We start from the raw sequence: 12,127 nt of genomic DNA, 5'->3' as shown, positions 1-12,127 counted from the left end.
TGTTCGTTTTGACCTCAAAATCCTGGGTCAGGGCTGCCTTGCACCTGCGGCCCGGGGATTTTGGAGCAAATGCAAGAAAGAGCAGCGAAGGCACCCTTGGTGGTTGTCGAGCTGCTCTGCCGCAGTCAGTTGCCCAAAATCGTCAGTCCGCAGGCAAAGTTTTCCTATCCGGCCTCGGCTAAAGAAACAGGGTGCGAAGAAATCGTGAAAAATCAGTAGCCCACGATGATGCCGCCGTCCTGGGCGTAGAAGCTGGTCAGGCCGCTGCAGGGCAGCACGGTCACGTCCGCGCCGGACCACTTGGTCTCGATGCCGTGGCGCAGCAGATGCGCGGCGTTCTCGTTGAAGCAGTGGCTGATGACCACCGGCGTGCCCTGATAGCCCCGACGGTCCATCTCTTCCAGGATGAAGGCCAGGGTGCGGGTCTCGCCGCGGGTCTTGTGCAGCATTTCCAGCTTGCCGTCGTCGCTGCCGCGGCCCACGATGCGCATGCCCATCTTGCCGGCCACAAAGCCCACAACACGGCTCATGCGGCCGTTCTTCACCAGATTGTCAAAGCAGGAAAGGGCAAACAGCACCTGGCGGGGCGCGTAATACACCTCCAGCTCCTTCACCACATCCTCGAATTCCAGACCCTGGCCGATCAGCTCGTTGGCCTTGCGGATGGCCAGCACCATCTCGCCGCCGGTGGACAGGCTGTCCAGCACGTAGATCTTTTTGTCCGGGTGGCTTTCCAGCACCATTTCCTTTGCGATCATGGCGCTGTTGTAGCTGCCGGAAAGATTGCTGCTGATGGTCACGGCAATGATGTTATCCCCCAGCAGGAACTTTTCCGCCCATTCCTCGGGGCTGGGGCAGGCGGTGGTGGACGCGCCGTTGTAGTTGCGCATCTCGGCCATCATCACGGCCACATCCAGTGCGGCATTGTCTACAAATTCCCGGTCGCCCACGCGAATTTTCAGCGGCACGGTGGCAAAACCGGTCTGGGGTACGGCATCGGGCAGGCTGCGCAGTTCGCAGGAGGAGTCGGCAACGATCATCCAAGACATAGTAAATACACTCCCTTTGGGCGGCGCGGAGCCGCGCAAAACCACATAGTTTTTAATACTAGATATATTATAGAGCTTTTGGCCCTGTTCGTCAAGGCGAAACAGGTTAGCCGCAGTTGTAATCAATGGGCAGGGTGGGCAGGCCGTTCAATTCGAGACCCGCCACATTGCCGCTTTGCAGCTCGTAAAAGCCTTGGGCGGCGATCATGGCGCCGTTGTCACCGCAGAATTCCACCGCGGGCAGGCAGAGCTTTGCCCCCAGCTTCTGGGCGCCCTCGTTCACCAGGCAGCGCAAAAGGCTGTTGGCGGCAACGCCGCCCGCCAGGCAGATGGTGGACGCGCCGGTGTCCTTTGCGGCATCCAGCAGCTTGCCCGCCAGAATCTCGTCGATTCGATGCTCAAAGCTGGCGGCCATATCCGCCGCGTTCACCGTCTCGCCCCGCATCTCCGCCTGGTTCACCGCGTTCAGCACCGCGGTCTTCAGGCCGGAAAAACTCACATTGTACTTGCCCTCCACGTGGGGCACCGGCAGCTTGTAGGCCTTGGGGTTGCCGTTCCTGGCCGCCTTGCTGATGGCCGGTCCGCCCGGGTAGCCAAGCCCCAGGGTGCGGGCCACCTTGTCGAAGGCCTCGCCCGCCGCGTCGTCCACTGTGCGGCCCAGCACCGTGAAGCGGGTGTAGTCGGTCACCTGCACAATGTGGCTGTGTCCGCCGCTGGCCACCAGACACAGGAAGGGCGGTTTTAAATCCGGGTGGGTCAGGTAGAGGGCGGCGATGTGCCCCCGCAGATGATGCAGCGGCACCAAAGGCTTTTGGGCCGCGTAGGCCAGGCCCTTGGCGAAGTTCACGCCCACCAGCACCGCGCCGATCAGACCCGGCGCAAAGGAGACGGCGATGCCGTCCAGGTCGGCGGGAGTCATGCCCGCATCCGTCAGGGCCTTTTCCACCGTGGCACTGATGTATTCCGCGTGGCGGCGGCTGGCGATCTCCGGCACCACGCCGCCATAAAGGGCCTGCTCCGCCACACTGGTGGAGATCACATTGCTCACCAGCTCGCGGCCGTCCTTTACCACGGCGGCGGCGGTTTCATCGCAGGTGCTCTCGATTCCTAGAATATACATTTTGTAATATCACCATGCTTTTCAACAAAAATCAGGGAAATTTGGGCCGGTTCTGCCAAATTCACAGCGCCCGGTGCATGAGGACCGCGTCCTCGGTGGGGTTCTGGTAAAAGCGGGGACGGCGGCCGTCCGCCACAAAGCCCGCCTGCTCATACAGGGCGATGGCCCCGGCGTTGGAGGCCCGCACCTCCAGAAAGGCGACCTCCGCGCCCTCGCCGCGCAGCGCCTCCAGGCTTTGGTGCAGCAAAGCGGTGCCCGCACCGGTGCGCCGGGCCTCGGGGGCCACGGTCAGGGTGTAGAGACTGGCCTCCCCGGCGGCCAGCTGCCAGGCGGCAAGGCCCGCCACCGACTGGCCGGGTGCCTGTGCCACAAACAGCCGGGACGCGCCCCCTGCCAACTGGTTTTCCAGCTCCTCGGAAAGCTGGGCCAGGCTCCAGGGGTCGCCCGCGCTCTGTTCGATCACTGCACACACGTCCAGATCGGCCCGCTCCATGGGTCGCACAAAGTATTCCACGAAAAAACGCCTCCTCTGTGGAAAACCCGCCTTAGTGGGATTCCAGCCAGGTCTTGCCCTGGCCCACGTCGGCGGTCAGGGGCACGGAATAGCTCACCGCGCCCTCCATCTCTTCCTTCAGGATGCGGGCCACGGTCTCGGCCTCGGCCTCCGGGGCCTCCACGATCAGTTCGTCGTGCACCTGCAAAATCAGATTGGCGGCCAGGCCCTCGGCCCGCAGCCGCCGCCATACCTTCACCATGGCCAGCTTGATCACGTCCGCCGCAGTACCCTGAATAGGAGTGTTCATGGCCATCCGCTCGCCCAGCGCCCGCAGGTTGTGGTTCTTGCTGGCCAGCTCGGGCAGCGCCCGGCGGCGGCCGAACAGGGTGGTCACATAGCCCTTCTCGGTGCCGTGGGCGATGGTCTCGTCCATATAGTTTTTCACGCCGGGGAAGGTGGCCAGATAGTTCTTGATGAACTGGTCCGCCTCCTTCACCGACACGTTGATGTCACGGGAGAGGCTGAACGCGCCGATGCCGTACACGATGCCGAAGTTCACCGCCTTGGCGGAGGAGCGCAGGGCAGGGGTGATCATCTCCGGCGGCAGGTTGTAAATTTTCGCGGCGGTGCTGCGGTGGATGTCCTGCCCGGTCAGAAAGGCCTGGCGCATGGATTCATCCCCGGAAATGTGGGCCAGCAGCCGCAGCTCGATCTGGCTGTAGTCCGCGTCCACCAGGGTGCAGCCGGGCTTCGCCACAAAGAACTGGCGCAGCTGGCTGCCCAGCGGGGTGCGGATGGGAATGTTCTGCATGTTGGGCTCGCTGGAGGAAAGCCGCCCGGTGCGGGCTTCGGTCTGGTTGAAGGTGGAGTGCATCCGCCCGTCCGGCCCGATCACCTTCAAAAGGCCCTCCACATAGGTGGAGTTCAGCTTCTGGTAGGTGCGGTACTGCAAAATGTCGTCGATCACCGGGCTCTCATTCCGCAGGCTTTCCAGCGTCTCCGCATTGGTGGAGTAGCCGCTCTTGGTCTTCTTGCGGGGCGGCAGGCCCATCTTCACAAAGAGCGCCTCGCCCAGCTGCTTGGGGCTGTTCACGTTGAACTCGTAGCCCACCTGCTCGTAAATGCGGGCAAGGCAGCCCTCCAGCTCCTGCTTCATCTTTTCGCCAAAGGCCACCAGGCCTTCCCGGTCCACCAGCATGCCGGTGCGCTCCATGTCCGCCAGCACCAGCGCCAGCGGCAGCTCCACCTCAGCCAGCAGCCGGTCCATGCTCTCCTCGGTCACCTTGGCGTCCAGCGCGTCGTACAGCCCGGTCAGCACACCGGCCAGCGGGGCGTCCTCGCAGCGGAAGGCGGGCTGGATGCCGTATTCCGCGGCCAGATTTTCCACCGTGTAGCTGCTGGCGGCGGGGTTCAGCAGATAAGCGGCCAGCTTCGCGTCAAACACGATGCTTTTGCCCTCGCCGCCGTTTGCCAGCGCCAGATGATAGAGCGGCTTTGCGTCAAATACTCGCAGGGTGGCGTCGCTGTCCAGCAGACGGACCAGTGCGGCCTCGTCCAGCGGGTAGACGGCGCTGCCCTGCACCGCGTACCAGCCCTCGCCCTCCTGGGCCAGCTCATACCGGCCCTCGGGGATCATGGGCAGCACGTCCGGCTCCACGGCGGCAAGCTCCGGCGCGGGAGCGGCGGCCTTGGGGGTCACGCCGTCCAGGCCCAGCCGGGGGGCAAGGCTGTGGATCTCCAGCTCGGCCAGCAGCCCGGCGGCCGCGGCTGCGTCGCCCTCACCCCGCTTGTAGGTGCCGGGGGCGGTGTCCACCGGGATGGCGCAGTCGATTTCCGCCAGCTTGCGGGAAAGCTCCGCGTCTTCTTTGTGAGTGGTCAGTTTGGTGCGCACGCCGGGCTTGATGGCGCTGTCGTCGATGTTCTCGTATACGCCCGCCAGGCTGCCGAATTTCTGAATCAGGGCCAGAGCGGTCTTTTCGCCCACGCCCGCCACACCGGGGATGTTGTCCGAGGTGTCGCCCATCAGGCTCTTCACCTCGATCAGCTGTTTGGGGCTCACGCCGTATTTTTCCTCCACAGCGGCCTTGTCCATCACCACAGTCTCGCTGCGGCCCATCCGGGTGGCGGCCAGCAGCACGGTCACGTGGTCGTTCACCAATTGCAGGCTGTCCCGGTCACCGGTGGCCAGATAGCACTCGTCGCCCCGGGCGGCAGCGGCCGCACTCAGGGTGCCCAGAATGTCGTCCGCCTCGTAGCCCTCCTTGGAGACCATCACAAAGCCCAGGTCGGCCAGCAGTTCTTTCAGCACCGGCATCTGCTGGGCCAGCTCCTCGGGCATGCCCTTGCGGGTGGCCTTGTAGCCGTCGTACATCTTGTGGCGGAAGGTGGGGGCCTTCAAATCAAAGGCGATGGCCACCTCGTCCGGCTGGACCTCTTTTAACAGGTTCAGCAGAATGTTCATAAAACCGTAGATGGCGTTGGTGTAACGGCCATCCTTGGTGGTGAGCAGCTTGATGCCGTAGAAGGCGCGGTTCACAATGCTGTTGCCGTCCAAAACCAGCAATTTCATGGGCAGACCTCCGAAAAAACGTGTGTTGACCGCCCGCAAGAAAAGTCGGGCGATACTTGCTATGGAATAGCTATATTTAATAAGTATACCACAACGCTAAGTTTTGTGGTACAATAAACCCTGGATTTCTGCCGGGGCAGCGCTCCGGCTTTTTCAAAGGAGAAACTGCAATGCAGCTTGGCAATATGACCTTTGCCCCCGGCGCGGTGCTGGCCCCCATGGCCGGTTTCACCGACGCCGCCTGCCGCCGTCTGGCGGCCAACCACGGGGCGCTTTACACCATCAGCGAGATGGTCAGCGCGAAGGCCCTGACCTTTGGCGACAAAAAGAGCGCCCAGCTGATTTATAATGAAAACAACCCGGCTCCCTATGGGGTGCAGCTGTTCGGCGCGGAACCCGAGACCATGGGCCAGGCCACCGCGCTGATCCAGAAGTACAAGTTCGATTTCATCGACATCAACATGGGCTGCCCGGCCCCCAAGATCAACTCCAGTGGAGCGGGCAGCAAGCTGATGCTGGACCCCAAAAACTGCGGTGACATCGTGGCCGCGGTGGTGAAGGAGAGCCAGGGCAAGCCGGTCACCGTGAAGATGCGGGCCGGCTGGGACGCGGACCACATCACCGCCGTGGAGGTGGCCAAGGCCTGCGAGGCCGCGGGCGCGGCGCTGGTGGCGGTGCACGGCCGCACCCGGGAGCAGATGTACCAGCCCGGCTGTGTGGACTGGAAGATCATCGAAGCGGTGAAAAAGGCGGTGAAAATTCCGGTCTTGGGCAACGGCGACATTGAATCCGCCGCCGACGCGCTCGCCATGGTGAACGCCACCGGCTGCGACGGCGTGATGGTGGGCCGTGCCGCGCTGGGCGACCCCTGGATTTTTGCCGAGATCAAGGCCGCCTTAAACGGCGAGCCCGCCCCGGAAAAGCCCACCCTGCGCCAGCGTCTGGAAGCCCTGCGCACCCAGGTGTATGAGATGTGCGAGGAAAAGGGCGAGTGGGTGGCCATGCCCCAGGCCCGCAGCCAGGCCCTTTACTACATGAAGGGCCTCAAGGGCGCGGCGGGGCTGCGCCGGGCCTGCTGTCAGCTGAGCCACTACGAAGACCTGGACGAGCTCTTCCAAAAAGTATACGACGCGGGCAACCGCTGAGCGGCTTATTCCGCGCTCTGGCTGGTCAGCTCGTCCAGCGGCTGGGCGTAGCAGGGCAGCATGTGCACAATGAAGTAGTCCGCCTCCGGGCAGTGCATTTCTTTTAACGCGGCCCGCTGCTGGGTCAGCGCGGCGGCGAATTCCCGGTTGCCGGCCTGCACCTCCTCGGTGCATTTGATCAGGGCGCTCAGCCGGTCCGCCGCCTTGAGCAGCTTTGCCTCCGCTTCGGTGAGCAGGCTGCCGGTCACGTAACCGGCCATCTCGCCCCGCAGCTGGGCGGGCAGATAGCCCAGCAGGGCGGCGGCGCTCTCGTCCTCCAATGCCTTGTAGGCCTTGCGCAGCCGCTCGTTTTTGTATTTCACGGGAGTGGGCATATCGCCGGTGAGAATTTCCTGGGCGTCGTGATACAGCGCCGCCACCGCCACTGTCTCCGGCCGCACCGGCGTGCCGGTGATTTTTTGCGCGATCAGGCACAGGGTATGGGCCAGGATGGCGGTGTCCGCCGCGTGCTCGCTCAGGCTCTCGGTGCGGGAGGCATGCATCAGGCTCCACCGGCGGATGTATTTCATCCGGCTCACCAGAGCATTGAAGGAATAGGTTTTCATTTCTTTCACACTCCTGGGTGTTAGACTTATTTAGATTGCGCCCAATGGGCGCGTTACGAAAACAATATACCATATTTTCCTGCCCGGGGGCAGCCCCGGCGCGGCGAAAGGGGAAGGGATGTGAGGTGCGTTTTATGATACGCCCACTGGATAAACCACAGAACAAATACTGGCTTACCTTTGCGCTGTGCGGCCTGGCCGCCGCGCTGATGTTCCTGCCGTTCTACATTGTGGATAAAGGCTTCTTTTTGTACGCGGGAGACTTCAACAGCCAGCAGATCGCCTTTTATTATTCCGCCAATGAATTCGTAAAATCCGGCGGCGGCTCCTTCAGCTGGGCCACTGATCTGGGCAGCGGCTTTTTGAACAGCTACGCCTTTTATCTGGCGGGCAGTCCCTTCTGGTGGCTGAGCCTGCTGTTCCCGGCGGCCTGGCTGCCTTATCTGATGGTGCCGCTGCTCTGCCTGAAATTCGCGGTGGCAGGCGGGGGCGCTTACCTGTGGATGCGCCGTTACGCCCGCAGAGAAAACATGGCGGTGCTGGGCGCCTGCATGTACGCCTTTTCCGGCTTCACGGTGTACAACGTGTTCTTCAACCATTTTGTGGATGTGGTGGCGCTGTTCCCCTATCTGCTCTGGGCGCTGGACGCGGCGGTGTACGAAAAGCGCCGTGGCCCCTTCGCGGTGCTGGTGGCGCTGAATCTTTTGAATAACTACTTCTTCTTCGCCGGTCAGGTGGTGTTCCTGGCCATCTACTTCATCTGCATGGTGCTGGCCGGGCGGTATAAAATTGGTGGCCGCACCTTCGGCGCGCTGGCTTTCGAGAGCCTGGCGGGCGTGGGCATGGGGGCCATTCTGGCCATCCCCACCATGCTCAGCCTGCAGAACAACCCCCGGGTGTCCAGCTTTTCCGACGGCTTCGGCCTGCTGCTCTACAGCAGCGTGCAGCAGTACGCCGCCATTCTTTACAGCTTCTTCTTCCCGCCGGACTGCCCCTACATGCCGGTGATCTTCGATTCCGGCGTCATTAAATGGACCAGCATGACCGCCTATCTGCCCCTGGTGAGCATGATGGGCGTGCTGGCCTACTGCCGGTGCAAAAAGGGCACCGCCTTCAAGTGGATTCTCAGCGTCTGTCTGGTGATGGCACTGGTGCCGGGTCTGAACTCCATGTTCTACGCCATGAACTCCAGCTACTACGCCCGCTGGTATTATATGCCGGTGCTCATCATGTGCGCGGTCACCATCTACGGACTGGAGCATGAGGACGAGGTGGACCTGAAAAAGGGCCTGCGCCCCACGCTGGCGGTGCTGCTGGCCTACTGTGCCTTCGCCCTGGTGCCCACCGAGACCGACGACGGCGGCTGGAAGATCGGCGTGATGGACTACCCGGAAAAGTTCTTCTTGAACTTCGGCATCGCCTTTATCGGGGTGCTGCTGTTTTGGGTGCTGTGGCTCATGTACAAGCGCACGCCTCAGCTGTCCCGGCGGCTCACCGCGGCGGTGCTGGTTTTCGGCTGTCTGTACGGCGCGGTGCACATCGCCATCGGCAAGTTCGCCCAGTGGGACAACGACAAGGACTTCTACCAGCAGCAGTATGTGGATGGCCGGGCCCTGGCGGAGATTCTGCCGGAGGGCGCCTACCGCATCGACGACTACGAATGCTACGACAACCTGGGCCTGTGGGTGAACCGGAGCGACCTGCAGACCTTCAACTCCACCGTGGCTCCCTCCATTCTGGAGTTCTACCCCCAGGTGGGCGTGAAGCGGGACGTGCGCAGCGCCCCCGAAGTGGAGGAATACGCGCTGCGGGGCCTGCTCAGTGTGAAGTACACCATCTGCCCGGTGGATAAGCAGGAGGAATTTGAGGAAAAGGCCGGCGACAACTGGCGCTACTGGCTCACCCAGGGCCAGCTGGCGGTGTATGAAAACACCGACTGGCTGCCCATGGCCTACTCCTACGATGCCTACATCACCGAGGAGGAGTACGAGGAGATCCCGGAGGAATACCGGGACAATCTGCTGGTCCGGGCCATCGTGCTCAGCGAGGAGCAGGTGAACAGCTGGGGCGGCGGGCTGCGCCATCTGACCGAGGCCGAGCAGACCGACTTCGACCGGTCCAGCTACGAGGACGACCTGGATGACCGGCAGGCCATGGCTGCCAGCAGCGTTGCGCTGGACAACTGGGGCCTTACCGCCAACATCCAGCTGGAAAACAGCACGCTGGTCTTCTTCCCGGTGCCCTACGACGCGGGCTTCACCGCCACCGTGAACGGCGAGGAGGCCCCGGTGCTGAAAGTCTCCGGCGGAATGATGGCGGTGCCTGCCTCCGCGGGCGACAATACCATCCGGCTGGAATACCACACGCAAGGCTTGAATGTAAGCCTGACCCTGGCGGGAGTGAGCGCCGTGGTGTTTGCGGGCTATCTGGTGCTGTGCGCCCGCGCCCGTAAAAAATACCGGGCGACTCTTGCGGAAAAGTACCATCTGGACCCGCCGCAGCCCCGGCAGTAAGACCGGAACACAAAGGAGAAAGAACCCAATGGATTTTGCAAAGATTCTTGCCGGGGAGCTGAACGTCCCCGAGCAGTATGTTTCGGCGGCCATCCGCCTGATCGACGAGGGCAACACCATTCCCTTCATTGCCCGTTACCGCAAGGAGGCCACCAACGCCATGGATGACCAGGTGCTGCGCCAGCTGGCCGACCGGCTGGAGTACCTGCGCGGTCTGGAAAAGCGCAAGGGCGAAGTGGCGGCCACCATTGAAGAGCTGGGCGCCATGACCCCGGAGCTGAAAAAGGCTCTGGACGCCGCCAAGACCCTGGCCGAGGTGGAGGACCTCTACCGGCCCTACAAGCCCAAGCGCAAGACCCGCGCCAGCGTGGCCAAGGCCCGGGGCCTGGAGCCGCTGGCCCAGGCCATCTTCGCCCAGAAGCCGGGCCTGGATGTGAACGCCGAGGCGGAGAAGTACCTGAATGACGAGGTGCCGGACGCCGAAGCCGCCCTGGCCGGTGCGCGGGACATCATTGCCGAACAGGTGAGCGACGACGCGGCCCTGCGCGCCCAGCTGCGCCGCTTTTATCAGACCTTCGGCCTGGTGAAGAGCAAGGCCGCCAAGGAGGAGGACAGCGTCTACGCCGGGTACTACGATTTCAGCCAGGCGGTGAACAAGATCGCCGGTCACCGGGTGCTGGCTCTGGACCGGGGCGAGCGGGAAGGCTTTTTGAAGGTGACCGTGGAGGTGGACGCGGAAAAGGCCGTGGGCGGCATCCGCCGCATGTTCGTGAAGGCGGGCGGCGGCCCCAGCGCGGCCCAGGTAAGCGCCGCGGTGGAGGATGCCTACACCCGGCTGATCCACCCCAGCCTGGAGCGTGAGGTGCGCTCCAATCTGTCTGACGAGGCCGCCGAGGGCGCCATCCAGGTGTTCGGCGAGAACCTGCGCCAGCTGCTGTTGCAGCCGCCCATCAAGGGCAAGGTGGCCCTGGGCATGGACCCGGGCTACCGCATGGGCTGCAAGCTGGCCGTGGTGGACGAGACCGGCAAGGTGCTGGACACCGCGGTGGTCTACCCGGTGCCCGAGTTCAAAAAGGTAGACCAGGCCAAGGCCAAGGTAAAGGACCTGATCCGCCGCCACCATGTGCAGATCATCGCCATCGGCAACGGCACCGCCGGCAAGGAGACCGAGATCTTCGCCGCCGAGGTCATCCGGGAGCTGGGCGGCGGCGTGCAGTACATGGTGGTCAGCGAGGCAGGGGCCAGCGTTTACTCTGCCAGTAAGCTGGCCGCCGAGGAGTTCCCCCAGTTCGACGTGAACCTGCGCAGCGCGGTGAGCATCGCCCGCCGTTTGCAGGATCCCCTGGCCGAGCTGGTGAAGATCGACCCCAAGGCCGTGGGCGTGGGCCAGTACCAGCACGACATGCCCCAGAAGCGGCTGAACGAGACGCTGGACGGCGTGGTGGAGGCTTGCGTGAACAGCGTTGGCGTGGACCTGAACACCGCCAGCGCCCCCCTGCTGGCCCGGGTGGCGGGCCTGAGCGCCTCCACCGCCAAAAACGTGGTGGCCTGGCGGGAGGAGAACGGCGCCTTCGCCAGCCGTGCCCAGCTGAAAAAGGTGAAGGGCCTGGGCCCCAAGGCCTTTGAGCAGTGCGCGGGCTTTCTGCGCATTCCCGGGGCCAAAAAAGCGCTGGACGGCACCGCCGTCCACCCGGAAAGCTACCCGGCGGCGGAAAAGCTGCTGAGCCTGTGCGGCTTTGCGGACAGGGACATCGGCACCGAGGCCATCCAGGCTCTGCCCCAAAAAGCCAAGGAGATCGGCTTTGCCGCCCTCTGCGCCGAGACCGGCGCGGGCGAACCCACCCTGAAGGACATCATCGCCGAGCTGCTGCGCCCTGGGCGGGATATGCGCGACGAGCTGCCCGCGCCCATGCTGCGCAGCGACGTGATGAGCCTGGAGGACTTAAAGCCGGGCATGGAGCTGATGGGCACCGTGCGCAACGTGATCGACTTCGGTGCGTTCGTGGACATCGGCGTACATCAGGACGGCCTGGTGCACATCAGCCAGCTGAGCGATAAGTTCATCAAGCATCCCAGCCAGGCGGTGAAGGTGGGCGACGTGGTCAAGGTGAAGATCCTGGATGTGGATCAGAAGAAAAAGCGCATCAGCCTGACCATGAAGGGGCTGAACAAGCAGTAAATCAAGGCAGAGAAGGGAAAGGGAGGAAACAGCCATGCAGGTAAAATTCAGCGTGTACTTTTGCAGCGACGAGGGCGAGCGGTTTTTCGGCGCTGGCCCCTGTGAGCTGCTGCTGGAGGTGGAGCGGCTGGGCAGCCTGCGGGCTGCGGCCCAGCATCTGGGCATGGCCTACACCAAGGCCTTTTCCATGGTCAAGCGGGCGGAGCGGGAATTCGGCTTCGCCATGACCCAGCGGACCATCGGCGGCAAGGGGGGCGGCGGCAGCACCATCACTCCCCAGGCCAAGGAGCTGCTCATGCGCTACCAGGCCTACCGCACCGCCTGCGGCCAGAGCGCCCAGGACCTGTACAACACCTATTTTTCCACCTTCCATCCGGAAAAGGATCTTTCCCCGGAGCAATAAAAAAGGCCGCGGAGCATTCCAAAAAGAATGCCCTGCGGCTTTTTTTAT

Annotated in this window: 9 protein-coding genes; 4 read left to right on the top strand and 5 right to left on the bottom strand. The window is 63.2% G+C overall.

Going from position 1 to position 12,127, the window contains the following annotated elements; translation table 11 throughout:
• Positions 1-212 precede the first annotated feature (212 nt).
• From B5G03_RS11415 to polA, 4 genes are all read right to left on the bottom strand, one after another.
• A complete protein-coding gene (locus tag B5G03_RS11415) occupies positions 213-1,049 on the bottom strand; it encodes a DegV family protein (RefSeq protein ID WP_087181829.1) in 837 nt (278 codons plus the stop codon).
• A gap of 106 nt (positions 1,050-1,155) precedes the next feature.
• Entirely contained in the window at positions 1,156-2,169 is a 1,014-nt protein-coding gene (gene tsaD, locus B5G03_RS11410) for a tRNA (adenosine(37)-N6)-threonylcarbamoyltransferase complex transferase subunit TsaD (RefSeq protein WP_087181828.1), read from the bottom strand.
• Positions 2,170-2,230: 61 nt separating this feature from the next.
• Positions 2,231-2,683, bottom strand: coding sequence for a ribosomal protein S18-alanine N-acetyltransferase (gene rimI, locus B5G03_RS11405; RefSeq protein ID WP_087181827.1), 453 nt, complete (start codon positions 2,681-2,683; stop codon positions 2,231-2,233).
• A gap of 31 nt (positions 2,684-2,714) precedes the next feature.
• A complete protein-coding gene (polA, locus tag B5G03_RS11400; RefSeq protein ID WP_087181826.1) occupies positions 2,715-5,234 on the bottom strand; it encodes a DNA polymerase I in 2,520 nt (839 codons plus the stop codon).
• A 170-nt stretch (positions 5,235-5,404) separates the two neighbouring features.
• Here polA and dusB point away from each other — a divergent pair, with 170 nt between their 5' ends.
• Positions 5,405-6,379: a tRNA dihydrouridine synthase DusB gene (dusB, locus tag B5G03_RS11395; RefSeq protein ID WP_087181825.1), complete on the top strand. Its 975-nt coding sequence runs from the start codon at positions 5,405-5,407 to the stop codon at positions 6,377-6,379.
• A gap of 5 nt (positions 6,380-6,384) precedes the next feature.
• On the opposite strand, the gene yfbR is transcribed toward dusB, so the two are convergent.
• Positions 6,385-6,984: a 5'-deoxynucleotidase gene (gene yfbR / locus B5G03_RS11390; protein WP_087181824.1), complete on the bottom strand. Its 600-nt coding sequence runs from the start codon at positions 6,982-6,984 to the stop codon at positions 6,385-6,387.
• Positions 6,985-7,118: 134 nt separating this feature from the next.
• Here yfbR and B5G03_RS11385 point away from each other — a divergent pair, with 134 nt between their 5' ends.
• The 3 genes from B5G03_RS11385 to B5G03_RS11375 are packed head-to-tail and all read left to right on the top strand — an operon-like array spanning position 7,119 to position 12,079.
• A complete protein-coding gene (locus tag B5G03_RS11385) occupies positions 7,119-9,497 on the top strand; it encodes a YfhO family protein (RefSeq protein ID WP_087181823.1) in 2,379 nt (792 codons plus the stop codon).
• A 28-nt stretch (positions 9,498-9,525) separates the two neighbouring features.
• Positions 9,526-11,676 (top strand): Tex family protein, encoded by a 2,151-nt coding sequence (locus B5G03_RS11380; RefSeq protein ID WP_087181822.1) that lies wholly within the window; start codon positions 9,526-9,528, stop codon positions 11,674-11,676.
• A gap of 34 nt (positions 11,677-11,710) precedes the next feature.
• Complete coding sequence (locus B5G03_RS11375) at positions 11,711-12,079, top strand: winged helix-turn-helix domain-containing protein (protein ID WP_087181821.1); 369 nt, start codon at positions 11,711-11,713, stop codon at positions 12,077-12,079.
• The last annotated feature ends 48 nt before the right edge of the window (positions 12,080-12,127 follow it).

This window comes from Gemmiger sp. An50 (assembly GCF_002161595.1).
Taxonomy (GTDB): domain Bacteria; phylum Bacillota; class Clostridia; order Oscillospirales; family Ruminococcaceae; genus Allofournierella.
This window is presented reverse-complemented; position numbering and strand designations above follow the sequence as displayed.

What these genes read in the sequence shown, in the direction of transcription:
- B5G03_RS11415 (WP_087181829.1), bottom strand. Translation starts at nt 1,049, where the DNA reads ATGTCTTGGATGATCGTTGCCGACTCCTCCTGCGAACTGCGCAGCCTG.
- tsaD (WP_087181828.1), bottom strand. Translation starts at nt 2,169, where the DNA reads ATGTATATTCTAGGAATCGAGAGCACCTGCGATGAAACCGCCGCCGCC.
- polA (WP_087181826.1), bottom strand. Translation starts at nt 5,234, where the DNA reads ATGAAATTGCTGGTTTTGGACGGCAACAGCATTGTGAACCGCGCCTTC.
- dusB (WP_087181825.1), top strand. Translation starts at nt 5,405, where the DNA reads ATGCAGCTTGGCAATATGACCTTTGCCCCCGGCGCGGTGCTGGCCCCC.
- yfbR (WP_087181824.1), bottom strand. Translation starts at nt 6,984, where the DNA reads ATGAAAACCTATTCCTTCAATGCTCTGGTGAGCCGGATGAAATACATC.
- B5G03_RS11385 (WP_087181823.1), top strand. Translation starts at nt 7,119, where the DNA reads ATGATACGCCCACTGGATAAACCACAGAACAAATACTGGCTTACCTTT.
- B5G03_RS11380 (WP_087181822.1), top strand. Translation starts at nt 9,526, where the DNA reads ATGGATTTTGCAAAGATTCTTGCCGGGGAGCTGAACGTCCCCGAGCAG.
- B5G03_RS11375 (WP_087181821.1), top strand. Translation starts at nt 11,711, where the DNA reads ATGCAGGTAAAATTCAGCGTGTACTTTTGCAGCGACGAGGGCGAGCGG.